The organism is Oryzomonas sagensis, assembly GCF_008802355.1.
In the GTDB taxonomy this organism is placed as follows: Bacteria; Desulfobacterota; Desulfuromonadia; order Geobacterales; family Pseudopelobacteraceae; genus Oryzomonas; species Oryzomonas sagensis.
In genome coordinates, this window is the sequence record NZ_VZRA01000003.1 from 52,196 (window position 1) to 67,092 (window position 14,897).

The window sequence follows — 14,897 nt, forward strand, 5'->3', positions numbered from 1 at the left end:
CCACGGCCAAGACCACGGTAACCGGTGTCGAGATGTTCCGCAAGCTGCTGGACGAAGGTCGTGCCGGCGACAACATCGGCGCCCTGCTGCGCGGTGTGAAGCGTGAAGACATCGAGCGCGGCCAGGTACTTGCCAAGCCGGGCAGCATCACTCCGCACACCAAGTTCAAGGCTGAAGCCTATATTCTGACCAAGGAAGAGGGCGGTCGTCATACGCCGTTCTTCAACGGCTACCGTCCCCAGTTCTACTTCCGGACGACGGACGTGACCGGCGTAGCCGAACTTCCCGCTGGTATCGAGATGGTCATGCCCGGCGACAACGTTGCCATGACCGTGAAACTGATCACCCCGATCGCCATGGACGAAGGTTTGCGTTTCGCCATCCGCGAAGGTGGCCGTACCGTTGGCGCCGGCGTCGTCAGCTCGATCATCGAATAAAACGTTACGAGGATATCAATGCAGAGCCAGAAGATCAGAATCCGCCTTAAGGCATATGACCACAAGTTGCTGGACGTTTCGGTAGGCGAAATCGTTGAAACGGCGAAAAGAACCGGAGCCCGCGTGGCCGGACCGATCCCGCTGCCGACGATCATCAACAAGTACTGCGTTCTCCGTGGACCGCACGTTGACAAAAAGTCCCGGGATCAGTTTGAAATTCGGACCCACAAACGTCTGATCGACATTCTCGATCCTACGCAGCAGACCGTGGATGCCCTGATGAAACTGGACCTGTCCGCCGGTGTGGACGTTGAAATCAAACTGTAACGGCTAATACGACTGAATAGGAATGGCTATGAAGAAAGGTATCATCGCAAAAAAACTGGGCATGACCCAGATATTCCTGGAAGACGGCACCAAGGTCCCGGTTACGGTTGTTCAGGCTGGCCCCTGCGTCGTCGTTCAGAAAAAGACCACCGATAGCGATGGCTATACGGCGGTTCAGGTTGGATTCGAGCCGGTGAACGCCACCAACACCACGAAGCCTCTCCTAGGGCATTGCACGAAAGCCGGCCAGGGTGTCTTCAAATACCTGCGCGAGTTCAAACTTGCGAACGCCGCAGAGTTGAATGTCGGCGATACCCTCACCCTCGACCAGTTCCAGCCCGGCGACTATATCGATGTTACCGGGACCAGCATCGGCAAGGGGTTCCAGGGTGTCATCAAACGCTGGAACTTCAAGGGCGGGCGTGCTTCCCACGGTTCGCGCTTCCACCGGGCGCCCGGCTCCATCGGCGCTTCAGCCACCCCGTCCCATGTCTTCAAGAACAAGAAGATGCCGGGGCAGTTGGGCAATGAACGTGTAACCGTGCAGAGGCTTCAGGTGGTACGTGTGGTCTCTGCCGATAACCTGCTGTTGATCAAAGGGGCGATCCCTGGCCATGCCAACAATATCGTCCTCATCAAACAGAGTGTCAAAGCTTAGTAATTAATCGGGAGTAACAGTATGCCTTCGATAGCGGTTTATAACATGAACAAACAGCAGGTTGGCGAGGTGCAATTGCCGGACACTGTCTTCGGCACCGAGGTGAAAGAATATCTCATTCACCAGGCACTTCGGATCCAGCTTGCCAATAGAAGAGCCGGAACCGTGGCGGTGAAAAACCGTGCTGCCGTTTCCGGCGGCGGCAAGAAACCTTTCAAGCAGAAAGGAACCGGCAACGCCCGTCAGGGTTGTAGTCGTGCTCCCCAGTACCCGGGCGGTGGTGTTGCATTCGGTCCGCAACCCAAGACCTATAGCCTGAGCATGAACAAAAAGGCCCGTGCCGCCGCACTCTGTTCGCTCCTTTCGTTCCAGTACAAGAGTGAAAGCATCACGGTACTCGACAAGCTCGATTTCGACAAGATCTCTACCAAGGATTTTGCCGGCTTCATGAAGCGGTTCGAACTGGAGAAGTCCCTGATCGTCACCGATAGCCCAAGCAATAATCTCTACCTTTCTGCGCGGAACGTACCGCATGTCAAGCTTCTGAAAGTGGGCGCCCTGAACGTTCACGACATGCTGAAGTACAAGAACATTATCTTCACGCAGGATGCGGTTCAGACCGTTGAAGGAGCGTTGCAGAAATGAACATTTACTCCATTATAAAAAAGCCTCACGTCACGGAGAAGACTTCGCTTGGCAGCGACACCTCCAACACAGTCTCCATCGTCGTTGACAGGGATGCCAACAAGATTGAGATCAAGCAGGCTGTCGAAACGCTCTTCAAGGTCAAGGTAGACGATGTCCGCACCGTCAACGTGGCCGGCAAGGTCAAGCGCGTCGGCAAGAATTTCGGCAAGCGTTCCAACTGGAAAAAGGCCTATGTGACCCTCCAGAAGGGTCAGTCCATAGATTTTTTTGAGGTTTAATTACTAGTATTCGGGGTTCACAATGGGAATCAAGAGTTATAAACCAACATCGGCAGGACGCAGACACCAGACCTGCTCGACTTTTGAAGAGATTACAACGACAACGGCTGAGAAGTCCCTTCTTGTTTCACTTACGAAGTCGGGTGGCAGAAACGCGTTGGGCCGTGTTACCGCACGTCACATCGGTGGCGGCCACAAACAGAAATACCGTATCATTGACTTCCGTCGTGATAAACGCAATATTCCGGCCACAGTGGCAAGTATCGAGTATGACCCGAACCGTAGCGCACGCATCGCCCTGTTGAACTACGTTGACGGCGAGAAGCGTTACATCCTTGCGCCGCTCCACCTCAAGGTCGGCGATACGGTCATCAGCGGTCCCGAGGCCGATATCAAGCCGGGTAACTCGCTGCCGCTCCGTTCGATACCGCTGGGTACGATCATCCACAATATCGAGCTCAAGATCGGCAAGGGGGCTCAGTTGGCCAGAAGCGCCGGCACCTTTGCCCAGCTTATGTCCAAGGAAGGCAAGTACTCCCAGATCAAGCTGCCGTCGGGCGAAGTGCGCTTGATCCTCCAGGATTGCTACGCCACCATCGGCCAGGTCGGCAACATCGACCATGAGAACGTCAACGTGGGCAAGGCCGGTCGTTCACGCTGGCTCGGCAAGCGTCCCAAGGTCCGTGGTGTTGCCATGAACCCGGTTGACCATCCCCATGGCGGTGGCGAAGGGCGCACCTCCGGTGGCCGCCATCCGGTAACTCCGTGGGGTATCCCCACCAAGGGTTACAAGACCAGGACCAACAAGTCTTCCGATCGCTTCATTGTGAAGAAGCGTACCAAATAATACGTTGAGAGGCTGATACATCATGGCACGTTCAATAAAAAAAGGACCTTTCGTCGATGGGCACCTGATCAAAAAGGTGCAAGCTGAAGGGCCCAACTCGAAAAAAATCATCAAGACATGGTCGCGTCGCTCAACCATTACGCCTGATTTTATCGGCCTCAGTCTTGCCGTCCACAATGGCCGCAAGTTCATTCCGGTCTTTGTGACCGAGAATATGGTCGGCCATAAACTGGGTGAATTTTCACCAACGAGAACGTTTCACGGCCATGCCGCCGACAAGAAGAGTAAAGTCAAGAAGTAATCAGGGGAGTTTGAAATGGAATCCAGCGCAAAATTGACACTTGCACGACTTTCGCCTCGTAAGACTCGCCTGGTGGTGGATCTTGTCAGGGGTAAGGCAATACAGGATGCACTCAATACGTTGCGTTTTCTTCCGCAACCTTCGGCAAAGCTTATCTCCAAGCTGCTGACGTCTGCGGTTGCCAATGCAGAGCAAAAGGGTGTCTCCGACGTTGATAAGTTGTTTGTGAAGACCATATACGTCGATGGCGGCGCCGTGTTGAAGCGTTTTACGCCGCGTGCCATGGGGCGCGCCAGCAAGATTCGCAAACCGACCAGCCACATAGCGGTTACTCTTTCCGATACGAAATAGTTTTTCCTGGAGGTGTAGTTTGGGACAAAAAGTTAATCCGATAGGTTTCAGGCTTGGTGTCGTTAAAACATGGGACTCCAAGTGGTATGCGGAAGCTGACTACGCGAAGCATCTGCATGAAGACCTGGCAATTCGGAAATTTCTGAAAAAGCGCCTGTACAATTCCGGCGTTTCCAAGATTGAAATCGAACGTGCGGCCAATAAGACCAAGATCAACATTCATACCGCACGGCCGGGCCTGATCATCGGTAAGAAGGGCTCCGAGGTCGAGACGATCAAAAAGGACTTGGCTAAACTGACTTCTAAGGAAGTGTTTATCAATATCCACGAAGTCCGCAAGCCTGAACTTGATGCCCAACTGGTCGCCGAGAACGTGGCTCTCCAGCTTGAGCGTCGGATCGCTTTCCGCCGCGCCATGAAGAAGAGTGTGACATCCGCACTCAAATTCGGGGCCAAGGGAATCAGGATCACCTGTTCCGGGCGACTCGGCGGCGCTGAAATGTCCCGCACCGAATGGTATCGTGAAGGCCGCGTTCCCCTGCATACTCTGCGTGCAGATATTGATTACGGGTTCGCAGAAGCCAAGACGACCTACGGCATCATTGGAATCAAAGTTCTGATCTTCAAGGGTGAAATTCTCCCCGGTCAGTAACATCCTTATTTTGCGCTACAGGAGTATGCATCAATGTTAATGCCTAAAAGGGTAAAACATAGAAAACAGATGAAGGGCCGTATGACCGGCAAGCCGTGTCGCGGTATCGAACTCTCCTTCGGCGAGTTCGGTCTGCAGGCAACCGAATGCGGCTGGGTGGACTCCCGTCAGATTGAGGCAGCCCGTATCGCCATGACCCGTTATGTCAAAAGGGGTGGCAAGATCTGGATCCGCGTGTTTCCGGACAAACCGTTGACCGCGAAACCTGCCGAGACCAGGATGGGCAAGGGCAAAGGATCACCCGATTCCTGGGTATGCGTTGTCAAGCCGGGAACCGTTCTTTATGAAATGGAAGGTGTCACTGAGGAGATTGCCCGCGAGGCGCTTCGACTCGCCGCTCATAAACTGCCCGTTTCCACCAAGTTCATCCAAAGGGGAGGCGACCATGAAGCCTAATGAGTTGCGCAATCTGTCGGCCGACGAGCTGTCGAAAAAACATGGTGAGCTTACCCAGGAACTGTTCAATCTCACGTTCCAACTGCACACCGGCAGGCTCGAGAACACCGCCAAGCTGAAGACTATCCGTAAAGATATTGCCCGGATCAGCACCATTATTACCGAGAGCAAGGCATAGGGAGCAACTGATGAGTGAACGTGGCCACAGGAAAACACAGTTAGGTGTCGTGGTGAGCGACAAGATGGAAAAAACGGTTGTCGTCAAGGTTGACCGTCTTGTAAAACACCAACTCTATAACAAATATATCAAGCGCAGCGTGAAGTACAAAGTCCATGACGAGCAGAACGTCTGCAAGGTCGGCGACCGCGTTCAGATCATCGAATGTCGCCCCCTGAGCAAGGATAAGCGCTGGAGCCTGAAGCAGATCATCGAAAGCATCTCTTAGGACAGGGGTACCGAGTAATGATACAGATGCAATCAATACTGGATGTAGCCGATAATTCAGGTGCCAAGAAGCTCTTTTGCATAAAGGTGCTTGGCGGTTCGAAACGTAAATATGCCGGGGTAGGCGACATCATCGTGGCCTCTGTCCGCGAGGCTTTGCCGAACTCGAAGGTAAAAAAGGGCGATGTCGTCAAGGCGGTCATCGTCAGGACCGCAAAAGCGCTCGGTCGCCCCGATGGTTCGTATATTCGTTTCGACGATAATTCCGGCGTCGTTATCAATAACCAAAAAGAGCCTGTGGGAACGCGTATCTTCGGCCCTGTTGCCCGAGAGCTGCGCGCCAAGAAATTCATGAAGATCATTTCCCTCGCACCGGAAGTACTTTAATCTGAATCGGAGAACGTAGATGCAAGCCATGAAATCTCATGTCAGCAAGGGCGATACCGTAATGGTTGTTGCCGGCAAAGAAAAGAACAAGACCGGCAAAGTTCTTAAATTGCTGCCCAAAAAGAATGGTGTGATCGTTGAGGGGCTCAACCTTGTCAAGCGCCATGTGAAGGCACGCGGCAACGAGGCGGGCGCCATCAAGGAGAAAGAGGCCGCGATCCATATCTCCAATGTCATGCCCTATTGTCCCAAGTGCGCCAAGCCTGTCAGGACCAAAATCACGGTGCTGGAAAATGGCGAGAAACAACGGAACTGCGTTAAATGCGGCGCTTCCATTGAGAAATAGTTCGAAGGAGATACCATTACCATGGCCCGTATAAAGGAATTATATGATAACGAAATCATTGCGAAGCTGCGCAAGGATTTCAATTATAAGAACATAATGGAAGTTCCGCACATCGAGAAGATCGTTGTCAATATGGGTCTTGGTGAAGCTATCCAGAACGTCAAGATCCTCGACTCCGCCGCGGTCGAGTTGAACGCCATTACCGGCCAAAAGTCGGTTATCACCAAAGCCAAAAAGTCCATCGCGACCTTCAAGTTGCGCCAGGGCATGCCGATCGGTTGCATGGTGACCTTGCGCCGGGATCGCATGTATGAATTCCTGGACCGCCTCATGAACGTGGCGCTCCCCCGGGTGCGCGACTTCAAGGGCGTTTCCGGCAAGGCCTTCGACGGCAAGGGCAATTACACCCTTGGCATCAAGGAGCAGCTCATCTTCCCTGAAATCAGCTATGACACCATTGACAAGATCAAGGGTATGAATATAACGATCGTAACAAGCGCCAAAACCGACGAGGAAGGCAAAGCGCTTCTCAAGTACCTGGGCATGCCGTTCAGGAACTAAGATAACTGGAGGATTCCGTGGCAAAAACCTCAATGATCATCAAGTCGCAGCGTAAGCCTAAATTCAAGGTCCGCCAGCATAACCGCTGCCCGGTCTGCGGGAGACCCAAAGCATATTATCGCAAGTTCCAGATGTGCAGGATTTGTCTTCGCAAGTATGCGTCTATAGGCCAAATCCCCGGCGTAATCAAGTCCAGCTGGTAAGCAATCGAACTTGAAGTACACTAGATAGGAGTGCACGCACGATGTCCATGACAGATCCAATCGCAGATATGCTGACCAGAATACGCAACGCAAATATGGTCAAGCTGCAGAAGGTCGATATCCCTTCCTCCAACCTGAAGGTCAATATAGCCAATGTATTGAAGCAGGAAGGTTTTATTAAGAATTACAAGGTTATTTCCGATAATCTTCAAGGCGTTCTGAGGATTTATCTGAAGTATATTGACGAAAAGGATAGCGTGATCAACGAGATCAAACGCGTCAGTAAACCGGGTGGCCGGGTTTACTCGAAGGCTGAGGATATCCCCGTCGTCAAGAACGGTATCGGTGTTGCCATCCTGTCAACATCCAAGGGGATTATTACCGACAACGCCGCCCGTCAGGCCGGCGTCGGCGGTGAGCTTATCTGTACCATTTGGTAAACATTGCGATCAAGGAGTATGCAGAGATGTCGAGAATAGGGAAACTCCCCATAGAGATACCCAAAGGGGTAAAGGTCGTTCTGGATGATACGCTGGTTTCCGTACAAGGGCCCAATGGTAAGCTGGCTCGCCAGGTAATGTCCTGCGTCACGATCAATGTCGGCGAAAGCTCGGTAGAAGTCACCAGAAATGATGAGAGCACCGCCGCACGCGCAGCTCACGGCCTGACCCGCACCCTGATCAACAATATGGTCGTTGGTGTGACCAAGGGCTTTCAGACCGATCTTGAGATCAACGGCGTCGGCTATCGTGCCGAGGTTAAGGGGAAAGAGCTTGTTATGGCTCTCGGCTACTCCCACCCGATAAATTTCCCGATCCCGGAAGGCATCGTCATCGATGTTGACAAGATGACCAAGGTCTCCGTCAAGGGTGCAGACAAAGAGCTGGTGGGTCAGACCGCCGCCAAGATCAGATCATTCCGCGCTCCCGAACCCTATAAGGGTAAAGGTGTTAAGTATGCTGACGAGACTATCTTGAGAAAAGCCGGCAAGACCGGTAAGAAATAGTCTTTATAAGGAGATTTCTGTGGCAAAGACCGCACTTAAAACCATCATCCGTCTCAAACGCCAAGTCCGTGTCCGTAAAAAGGTTCGTGGCACCAGCGAGCGCCCCCGTCTGAGCGTCTTCAAGAGCGCACGCCATATCTATGCCCAGCTGATTGACGATACAAAGGGTGTAACTCTGGTTGCCTGTTCAACCCTGGCTTCCGACTCTGCAGAGCTTGCTTATACGGGCAACGTTGCTGCGGCAACCCATGTGGGTAAGGAAGTCGCCCGCTTGGCCATCGAAAAAGGTATTTCATCAGTGGTATTCGACCGTAACGGTTTTCTGTACCACGGCAGAATCAAGGCACTTGCTGACGGAGCCCGCGAAGCCGGGCTTCGTTTCTAAAGCATACGAGGAGGCTTTCATTGAGCAGAATCAATCCAGCGGAACTGAATCTCACGGATCGTGTCGTTCACATCAGCCGCGTTGCCAAAGTTGTTAAAGGTGGTCGTCGTTTCAGCTTTTCCGCCCTGATCGTGGTAGGTGACGGTAATGGCCATGTCGGATATGGTCTTGGCAAGGCGAACGAAGTACCCGAGGCAATCCGGAAGGGTGTCGAGCAGGCAAAGAAAAACCTCATCAAGGTTCCGGTCAACCAGCATCAGACCATACCTTTTGAAATTGAAGGTAGGTTCGGAGCCGGCCGGCTTCTGATGAAGCCTGCATCCGCTGGTACGGGCGTTATCGCCGGCGGTGCAGCGCGCGCCATTTTTGAGGCCGCCGGCATCAATAACATCCTTTCCAAATGCCTTGGCTCCAACAACCCCCACAATGTGGTGAAGGCGGCTTTCGCCGGCCTTGAGCGGTTGAAGACCCCTGAAGAGATCGCCGCACGCCGTGGAATAACCGAATAATCGATTGAAGTGAGGATACCATGAGCAGCACGTTGCAAATCACACTCATTAAGAGCACTATCGGGAAAACCAAGAAGCATCGCGATATCGTCGCCGGCCTCGGCCTTTCCCGTCTCAACCAGACAGTTACCCGGCCCGACTCCCCGGAAGTACAGGGTATGATCAATAAAGTCGGCCACATGCTGAAAGTGACGAAGTAAAAGGGGTGGAATACATGGATTTGAACACACTGAGACCCGCACTGGGATCGACAAAAGATAGGAAGCGCATCGGTCGCGGCACCGGTTCCGGGCATGGCAAGACCGCCACAAAGGGCCACAAGGGACAGAAGGCCCGTTCCGGCGGCAGCATCAAGGCCGGTTTCGAAGGCGGCCAGATGCCTTTGCAGCGCAGGTTGCCGAAGCGTGGTTTTACGCCTCTTGAGCGTGTTGAGTATGCTGTGGTGAACCTCAGCCAACTCGACATATTCGAGGCTGGCGCTGAAGTGGATGCCGCGGCGCTTGCGGCTAAGGGCCTGATAAAAGGCACCAACGGTCTGGTTAAGATCCTTGGTAACGGCGATATTACGAAATCTCTTAAGGTCACTGCCAATAAATTCAGCCAATCCGCCAAAGAGAAAATTGTTGCCGCAGGCGGATCTGTCGAGGAGAAGGCCTAGTGTTCGACGCACTCCAGAATATTTTCAAGATCCCCGAGTTGAAGAAACGTGTGCTTTTTTCCTTGGGGATGTTGGCTGTCTATCGTGTCGGTTGCCACATACCCACGCCCGGTATCGATAGAATTGCGCTGGCGCATTTTTTCAAGCAGGCCCAGGGGACGCTCCTCGGCATGTTCGATATGTTTTCTGGTGGTGCACTTGAACGTTTGACGGTATTTGCCTTGGGCATCATGCCGTACATCTCTTCGTCGATCATCTTCCAACTGCTGACGGTTGTGGTTCCGGCCATAGAAAAGCTCTCAAAGGAAGGGGAGTCCGGCCGCAAGAAGATCATCCAGTATACCCGCTATGGCACCATCGTGCTCAGTTTTGTGCAAGGTCTCGGCATTGCCATCGGCCTGGAGAGCATGCGCGGCCCCGCCGGCGAACTGGTTGTCCCCAATCCGGGCTGGAGCTTCCGCCTGATGACGGTCATCACCCTCACAGCCGGTACGGCATTTATCATGTGGCTTGGCGAGCAGATGACCGAGAAGGGGATCGGCAACGGTATCTCTCTGATCATCTTTGCCGGGATCGTCGTCAGGATTCCGACGGCACTGAGCAACACCGTCAGGCTGCTGAACGCCGGACAGTTGTCCCTGTTCGTGCTCATCTTCGTGCTTGCCCTGATGTTCGTTGTCATTGCCGCCATCGTCTTCGTGGAGCGCGGGCAGCGGCGCCTTCCCATCCACTACGCCAAGCGGGTGGTGGGGCTGAAGACATTCAACGCCCAAACTTCCCATCTCCCGTTGAAGGTGAATATGGCGGGCGTCATACCGCCGATCTTCGCATCATCAATTATCATGTTTCCGGCAACGGTAGCCAACTTCATCAATGTGCCCTGGGTGCAGAAGGCGGCCAAAAGTTTAACGCCGGGCAATTTTGTCTATGATCTCTTTTTTGTTGCTTTCATCGTCTTCTTCTGTTATTTCTACACGGCTGTAACATTCAACCCGGTAGATGTTGCCGAGAATGTCAAAAAGCATGGCGGCTATATCCCTGGCATCAGGCCGGGTAAGGAGACGTCTGACTTTATGGACAGCGTCTTGACGCGACTCACGTTTGCCGGCGCCATCTATATATCACTTGTGTGCGTGCTGCCCTCGATTTTGATCGGGAAGTTCAATCTCCCGTTCTACTTTGGAGGGACCGCCCTGTTGATTGCTGTTGGCGTTGGTATGGATACGGTCGCTCAGATTGAGTCGCACCTCATTACCCGCAATTACGAGGGGTTCTTGAAGGGTGTCAGGATCAGGGGGAGAAAATAGGATGAATGTCATCCTGTTTGGCCCTCCGGGGGCCGGTAAAGGTACCCAGGCACAGTTTATCGTTGAGCGTTTCGGCATTCCCCAGATTTCGACCGGCGACATGCTTCGTGCCGCAGTTAAGGCGCAGTCGCCGCTCGGCGTAGCCGCCAAGTCGATCATGGATGCCGGTGGGCTCGTTTCCGACGAGATCGTTCTCGGGCTGGTCAAGGAGCGGATCTCCGAGCCGGACTGCCGTGATGGTTTTATTCTTGACGGCTTCCCGCGTACGACGCCCCAGGCTGATGCCCTCACCTCGTTGCTGAAGGGGCTTGGCAAGCACATCGACCACGTGATTTCCCTCGATGTGGACAGCGCCGAGATCGTTCAGCGGCTCTCCGGCAGGCGCACCTGTCCTGCGTGCGGCAAGGGGTATCATGTGGCCTACGATGCGCCGAAGGTTGCCGGAATCTGCGACGCATGCGGTTCCGCACTGGTGCAGCGCAATGACGACCGTGTGGAAACGGTTCAGAATCGTCTGGAGGTGTATCGCCAGCAGACCTCACCGCTTAAAGAGTATTTTGAGCAGCGGGGCTTGATGCGTCATATTGACGGCAACGGTACGATCCAGGACATTCAGGGGCAGATATGCTCCCTATTGAAAGGCAATGCCGGTGATCGTCCTTAAATCTCCTCGTGAGATTGAGAAGATGCGTGACGCCTGCAAGATAGTTGCAGAAATACTCCTCCTGCTCCGCGAACGGGTAAAACCGGGGGTAACGACCGCGGAACTTGATGAGTTTGCCGATTCCGAAACCCGACGCCGCAAGGCAAAGCCCGCTTTCAAAGGGTACTGCAAGTACCCCAGCGCTTTATGCTGCTCCCCCAACGATGTGGTCGTGCACGGGATGCCAACGAAAGCGCCCTTGAAAGAGGGAGATATTATCAGCCTTGATTTCGGTGTCCTGTACAACGAGTTTTATGGCGATTCCGCCCTGACCATTCCGGTGGGAACGGTTCCGGCACGTATCAACACGCTGCTCAAGACGACGGAAGAGTCTCTCTATGCCGGCATAGACAAGGCGGTGGCCGGCGGCAGGCTGGGCGACATTTCCCACGCGGTTCAGACGCACGTTGAGGCACAAGGCTTTTCTGTCGTACGTGATTTCGTCGGACACGGCATCGGCAGGAAACTCCATGAGGAACCGCAGGTGCCCAACTTCGGCGCCACGGGCACCGGCGTAAGGCTCAAGCCGGGCATGGTGCTGGCGATAGAACCCATGGTCAACGAAAAGTCGTACGCGGTCGAGGTGCTTGAGGACGGCTGGACGACCATCACCCGCGACGGCGGATTTTCAGCACATTTTGAACACACGGTTGCCATAACCGATAAGGGTCCTGATATTCTGACACGCATTTAGCAAGCACGTGAAGGGGAGTAATATGAAAGTACGAGCATCGGTTAAGAAGATTTGCGACAAATGCAAGATTGTCAAACGCAAGGGTGTGGTACGTGTTATCTGTGACATCCCTAAGCATTCTCAGCGTCAAGGATGAGTAACTAAAGGAGGATTTACAATTGGCACGCATTGCAGGTATTGACTTACCAAAAAACAAACGGATCGTGATTGCTCTCACCTATATCTATGGTATCGGTAATTCGTCAGCAGAGCAGATCCTTGCCTCCACACAGATAGATCCCGACACCCGCACGGACAAGCTGACTGAAGCCGAAGTCTCCCGTATTCGTGACGAAATCGACCGCAACTGCAAGGTCGAAGGGGATCTTCGTCGTGATATTTCGATGAATATCAAGCGGCTCATGGATCTTGGCTGTTATCGCGGCCTCCGTCACAGAAAAGGCCTCCCTGTCCGCGGCCAGCGCACCAAGACCAATGCCCGTACGCGTAAAGGTCCTGCCCGCACCGTGGCCGGCAAAAAGAAATAATCCCATTTAGCTCTGGAGAATTCGAATGGCAAGTCCTGCGAAGAAAGTCGTACGCAAGAAGAAGGAACGTAAAAATATATCCAACGGTGTTGCCCATATCCAGGCGACATTCAACAATACGATCATCACGATCACCGACCCGGTCGGCAATGTCGTGGCCTGGTCCACTGCCGGCGCCAAAGGTTTCAAGGGCTCCCGCAAGAGTACGCCCTTCGCAGCTCAGATCGCTGCCGAGGATTGCGTGAAAAAAGCCCAGGAGCACGGCATGCGCAGTGTCGAGGTGTATGTCAAGGGCCCCGGTTCCGGCCGTGAGTCCGCCCTCCGCGCCCTTCAGGCCGCAGGCTTTACGATCAGTTTCATCAAGGACGTGACACCGATTCCCCATAACGGTTGTCGCCCCCCCAAACGTAGAAGAGTTTAACTCGCGTCATTCATATCAAGGAGGTTTTCATTGGCTCGTTATACAGGACCTTCATGCCGTCTGTGCAGAAGAGAAAACATGGAATTGTTTCTGAAAGGGGAACGCTGCTACACGGATAAGTGCGCCATCAAACGCCGCAATTATCCCCCGGGGCAGCATGGCCAAGGCCGTTCAAAAACCTCTGATTACGGCGTGCAGCTTCGTGAGAAGCAGAAGGTCCGTCGTATCTATGGCCTTTTGGAAAAACAGTTCCGTGAATACTTTCAGGAAGCTGACCGCATGAAAGGGGTTACCGGTGAAAACCTGCTGTCCCTGCTTGAGCGGCGTCTTGATAATGTGATTTATCGTCTGGGATTTGCCTCTTCCCGCACCGAGTCGCGTCAGCTTGTCCGTCACGGTCACTTCACCATCAACGGCCGCAAGGTGAATATCCCCTCCATTCAGCTCAAGGTGGGCGATGTCATCGAACTCCGTGAGAAGAGCAGGAAGATCGTTGCTGTCACCGATTCTCTGGAAGCGGTCGTGCGGCGCGGTGTTCCCCAGTGGGTCGAACTTGATCGCGATGCCTTCAAGGGCCTCATCAAGAGCCTGCCGGTTCGTGAAGATGTCACGACCCCGATCCAGGAACAGCTGATCGTCGAGCTCTACTCGAAGTAATTCCCGGGAGACCTGCGCGGCGCGTCTGGCGCCTCATGTCCATGACCGGACACTAATCCTCCGGAGGAGGTTGTAATGTATAAAAATTGGCGAGATCTGATCAGGCCAAAACAGCTTCAAGTCGAGAAAGAATCTCTTTCAAATACATATGGCAAGTTTTACGCCGAACCTTTTGAGCGCGGGTTCGGCACCACGCTCGGCAACTCTTTGCGCAGGATTCTCCTGTCAACCCTCCAGGGTGCGGCCATAACTTCGGTCCGCATCAAGGGTGTTTTACACGAATTCTCCACTATTCAAGGCGTGACCGAGGACGTTACCGATATCATCCTGAATCTCAAAGGCGTGCGGCTCAAGCTGCATACCGCTGACCAGGCGACTATACGAATCGTACATAAAGGGGAAGGAATCATTACGGCGGGCGATATCCTCGTCGGCCATGCCGTAGAAGTAATGAATCCCGAACACCACATCCTGACCTGTGGCAAGGATGCCAACCTCGAGGTCGAGATGACGGTCAAGATGGGCAAGGGGTATGTCCCGGCCGATCGTAACCGCGATGAAAAGGCCCCGGTGGGCACCATACCCATCGATGCCATCTATTCGCCCATCAAGAAGGTTAACTTCAACGTATCCAACGCCCGTGTCGGCCAGATGACGGATTACGATAAGCTGACCCTCGAAGTCTGGACCGATGGCAGTGCGAATCCCGAAGACGCGGTGGCCTATGCCGCCAAGATCATGAAGGAACAGCTGAGCATCTTCATCAATTTCGACGAAGAGTCGGAACCTGACCAGGTTGAAGAGTCCCAGGAAGAGAAGGATAAGATCAACGAAAACCTGTACCGCACGGTTGATGAACTGGAACTCTCGGTGCGGTCGGCCAACTGCCTCAAGAACGCGGGCATCAAGCTGATCGGCGAGTTGGTTTCCAAGTCCGAGGCGGAGATGCTGAAGACCCAGAACTTCGGTCGCAAATCCTTGAATGAGATTAAGGACATTCTCAGCGATATGGGACTGACGTTCGGCATGAAGCTGGATGAATTCCCCGATCCGGAGATCATGCGCCGCCTGCGTGGCGAAAAGAAGGAAGAAGAGTAATACCCAGGATTAGCCACTCGTTTCAGAAAGGAATG

At 53.6% G+C, this 14,897-nt stretch carries 30 protein-coding genes; all 30 read left to right on the forward strand.

Features of this window, described 5'->3' with window-relative positions; all coding sequences use genetic code 11:
• The coding region (locus tag F6V30_RS11000; protein ID WP_246163460.1) for an EF-Tu C-terminal domain-related protein at positions 1-437 on the forward strand (437 nt) is incomplete at its 5' end.
• A gap of 18 nt (positions 438-455) precedes the next feature.
• Entirely contained in the window at positions 456-764 is a 309-nt protein-coding gene (gene rpsJ, locus F6V30_RS11005; RefSeq protein ID WP_151157030.1) for a 30S ribosomal protein S10, read from the forward strand.
• Positions 765-792: 28 nt separating this feature from the next.
• Complete coding sequence (gene rplC, locus F6V30_RS11010; protein WP_151157031.1) at positions 793-1,422, forward strand: 50S ribosomal protein L3; 630 nt, start codon at positions 793-795, stop codon at positions 1,420-1,422.
• A 21-nt stretch (positions 1,423-1,443) separates the two neighbouring features.
• The gene (gene rplD, locus F6V30_RS11015) at positions 1,444-2,067 is read left to right on the forward strand and encodes a 50S ribosomal protein L4 (protein WP_151157032.1); all 624 of its coding nucleotides are present in this window, start codon (positions 1,444-1,446) and stop codon (positions 2,065-2,067) included.
• On the forward strand, positions 2,064-2,348 hold the full coding sequence (locus F6V30_RS11020; protein ID WP_149209894.1) for a 50S ribosomal protein L23: 285 nt from the start codon (positions 2,064-2,066) through the stop codon (positions 2,346-2,348). Before rplD ends, F6V30_RS11020 begins: the two co-directional genes overlap by 4 nt.
• Positions 2,349-2,370: 22 nt before the next feature.
• The gene (rplB, locus tag F6V30_RS11025; protein ID WP_149309316.1) at positions 2,371-3,195 is read left to right on the forward strand and encodes a 50S ribosomal protein L2; all 825 of its coding nucleotides are present in this window, start codon (positions 2,371-2,373) and stop codon (positions 3,193-3,195) included.
• Between the two features lie 22 nt (positions 3,196-3,217).
• Complete coding sequence (gene rpsS / locus F6V30_RS11030) at positions 3,218-3,496, forward strand: 30S ribosomal protein S19 (protein WP_151157033.1); 279 nt, start codon at positions 3,218-3,220, stop codon at positions 3,494-3,496.
• A gap of 15 nt (positions 3,497-3,511) precedes the next feature.
• Positions 3,512-3,847, forward strand: coding sequence for a 50S ribosomal protein L22 (gene rplV / locus F6V30_RS11035; RefSeq protein ID WP_149309312.1), 336 nt, complete (start codon positions 3,512-3,514; stop codon positions 3,845-3,847).
• 19 nt (positions 3,848-3,866) lie between these two features.
• Positions 3,867-4,499 carry a 30S ribosomal protein S3 gene (gene rpsC, locus F6V30_RS11040; RefSeq protein ID WP_149209898.1) on the forward strand — a complete coding sequence of 211 codons (633 nt, stop codon included), beginning with the start codon at positions 3,867-3,869 and terminating at the stop codon, positions 4,497-4,499.
• Between the two features lie 33 nt (positions 4,500-4,532).
• Positions 4,533-4,955 (forward strand): 50S ribosomal protein L16, encoded by a 423-nt coding sequence (gene rplP, locus F6V30_RS11045; RefSeq protein ID WP_149309310.1) that lies wholly within the window; start codon positions 4,533-4,535, stop codon positions 4,953-4,955.
• Positions 4,945-5,133, forward strand: coding sequence for a 50S ribosomal protein L29 (gene rpmC, locus F6V30_RS11050; protein WP_149309308.1), 189 nt, complete (start codon positions 4,945-4,947; stop codon positions 5,131-5,133). Before rplP ends, rpmC begins: the two co-directional genes overlap by 11 nt.
• Before the next feature lie 10 nt (positions 5,134-5,143).
• Positions 5,144-5,401, forward strand: a complete 258-nt coding sequence (gene rpsQ / locus F6V30_RS11055; protein ID WP_149209901.1) for a 30S ribosomal protein S17 — start codon at positions 5,144-5,146, stop codon at positions 5,399-5,401.
• Between the two features lie 17 nt (positions 5,402-5,418).
• Positions 5,419-5,787 (forward strand): 50S ribosomal protein L14, encoded by a 369-nt coding sequence (gene rplN / locus F6V30_RS11060; protein WP_149209902.1) that lies wholly within the window; start codon positions 5,419-5,421, stop codon positions 5,785-5,787.
• A gap of 19 nt (positions 5,788-5,806) precedes the next feature.
• Entirely contained in the window at positions 5,807-6,133 is a 327-nt protein-coding gene (gene rplX / locus F6V30_RS11065) for a 50S ribosomal protein L24 (protein ID WP_151157034.1), read from the forward strand.
• A 21-nt stretch (positions 6,134-6,154) separates the two neighbouring features.
• A complete protein-coding gene (gene rplE / locus F6V30_RS11070; protein WP_151157035.1) occupies positions 6,155-6,694 on the forward strand; it encodes a 50S ribosomal protein L5 in 540 nt (179 codons plus the stop codon).
• 17 nt (positions 6,695-6,711) lie between these two features.
• Positions 6,712-6,897, forward strand: a complete 186-nt coding sequence (locus tag F6V30_RS11075; protein WP_149309302.1) for a type Z 30S ribosomal protein S14 — start codon at positions 6,712-6,714, stop codon at positions 6,895-6,897.
• A 41-nt stretch (positions 6,898-6,938) separates the two neighbouring features.
• Positions 6,939-7,337: a 30S ribosomal protein S8 gene (gene rpsH / locus F6V30_RS11080; protein ID WP_151157036.1), complete on the forward strand. Its 399-nt coding sequence runs from the start codon at positions 6,939-6,941 to the stop codon at positions 7,335-7,337.
• A gap of 26 nt (positions 7,338-7,363) precedes the next feature.
• Positions 7,364-7,903 (forward strand): 50S ribosomal protein L6, encoded by a 540-nt coding sequence (gene rplF / locus F6V30_RS11085; RefSeq protein WP_151157037.1) that lies wholly within the window; start codon positions 7,364-7,366, stop codon positions 7,901-7,903.
• A gap of 19 nt (positions 7,904-7,922) precedes the next feature.
• On the forward strand, positions 7,923-8,288 hold the full coding sequence (gene rplR, locus F6V30_RS11090; protein ID WP_151157038.1) for a 50S ribosomal protein L18: 366 nt from the start codon (positions 7,923-7,925) through the stop codon (positions 8,286-8,288).
• Positions 8,289-8,308: 20 nt separating this feature from the next.
• Positions 8,309-8,797, forward strand: a complete 489-nt coding sequence (gene rpsE, locus F6V30_RS11095; protein WP_149309295.1) for a 30S ribosomal protein S5 — start codon at positions 8,309-8,311, stop codon at positions 8,795-8,797.
• Between the two features lie 20 nt (positions 8,798-8,817).
• The gene (gene rpmD, locus F6V30_RS11100) at positions 8,818-8,997 is read left to right on the forward strand and encodes a 50S ribosomal protein L30 (protein ID WP_149209910.1); all 180 of its coding nucleotides are present in this window, start codon (positions 8,818-8,820) and stop codon (positions 8,995-8,997) included.
• A gap of 14 nt (positions 8,998-9,011) precedes the next feature.
• A complete protein-coding gene (gene rplO, locus F6V30_RS11105) occupies positions 9,012-9,455 on the forward strand; it encodes a 50S ribosomal protein L15 (protein ID WP_151128673.1) in 444 nt (147 codons plus the stop codon).
• Positions 9,455-10,762: a preprotein translocase subunit SecY gene (secY, locus tag F6V30_RS11110; protein ID WP_151157039.1), complete on the forward strand. Its 1,308-nt coding sequence runs from the start codon at positions 9,455-9,457 to the stop codon at positions 10,760-10,762. The genes rplO and secY overlap by 1 nt, the downstream gene beginning before the upstream one ends.
• Before the next feature lies 1 nt (position 10,763).
• Entirely contained in the window at positions 10,764-11,426 is a 663-nt protein-coding gene (locus F6V30_RS11115) for an adenylate kinase (protein WP_151157040.1), read from the forward strand.
• Positions 11,413-12,159 carry a type I methionyl aminopeptidase gene (gene map, locus F6V30_RS11120; RefSeq protein WP_151157535.1) on the forward strand — a complete coding sequence of 249 codons (747 nt, stop codon included), beginning with the start codon at positions 11,413-11,415 and terminating at the stop codon, positions 12,157-12,159. Before F6V30_RS11115 ends, map begins: the two co-directional genes overlap by 14 nt.
• A gap of 22 nt (positions 12,160-12,181) precedes the next feature.
• Positions 12,182-12,295 carry a 50S ribosomal protein L36 gene (gene rpmJ / locus F6V30_RS11125; RefSeq protein WP_149209915.1) on the forward strand — a complete coding sequence of 38 codons (114 nt, stop codon included), beginning with the start codon at positions 12,182-12,184 and terminating at the stop codon, positions 12,293-12,295.
• A 22-nt stretch (positions 12,296-12,317) separates the two neighbouring features.
• Positions 12,318-12,686, forward strand: a complete 369-nt coding sequence (gene rpsM, locus F6V30_RS11130; RefSeq protein ID WP_151157041.1) for a 30S ribosomal protein S13 — start codon at positions 12,318-12,320, stop codon at positions 12,684-12,686.
• Between the two features lie 25 nt (positions 12,687-12,711).
• The gene (gene rpsK / locus F6V30_RS11135) at positions 12,712-13,107 is read left to right on the forward strand and encodes a 30S ribosomal protein S11 (RefSeq protein WP_149209917.1); all 396 of its coding nucleotides are present in this window, start codon (positions 12,712-12,714) and stop codon (positions 13,105-13,107) included.
• Positions 13,108-13,137: 30 nt separating this feature from the next.
• Complete coding sequence (gene rpsD, locus F6V30_RS11140) at positions 13,138-13,764, forward strand: 30S ribosomal protein S4 (RefSeq protein WP_151157042.1); 627 nt, start codon at positions 13,138-13,140, stop codon at positions 13,762-13,764.
• A 75-nt stretch (positions 13,765-13,839) separates the two neighbouring features.
• Positions 13,840-14,862 carry a DNA-directed RNA polymerase subunit alpha gene (locus tag F6V30_RS11145; RefSeq protein WP_151157043.1) on the forward strand — a complete coding sequence of 341 codons (1,023 nt, stop codon included), beginning with the start codon at positions 13,840-13,842 and terminating at the stop codon, positions 14,860-14,862.
• Positions 14,863-14,897 lie beyond the last annotated feature (35 nt).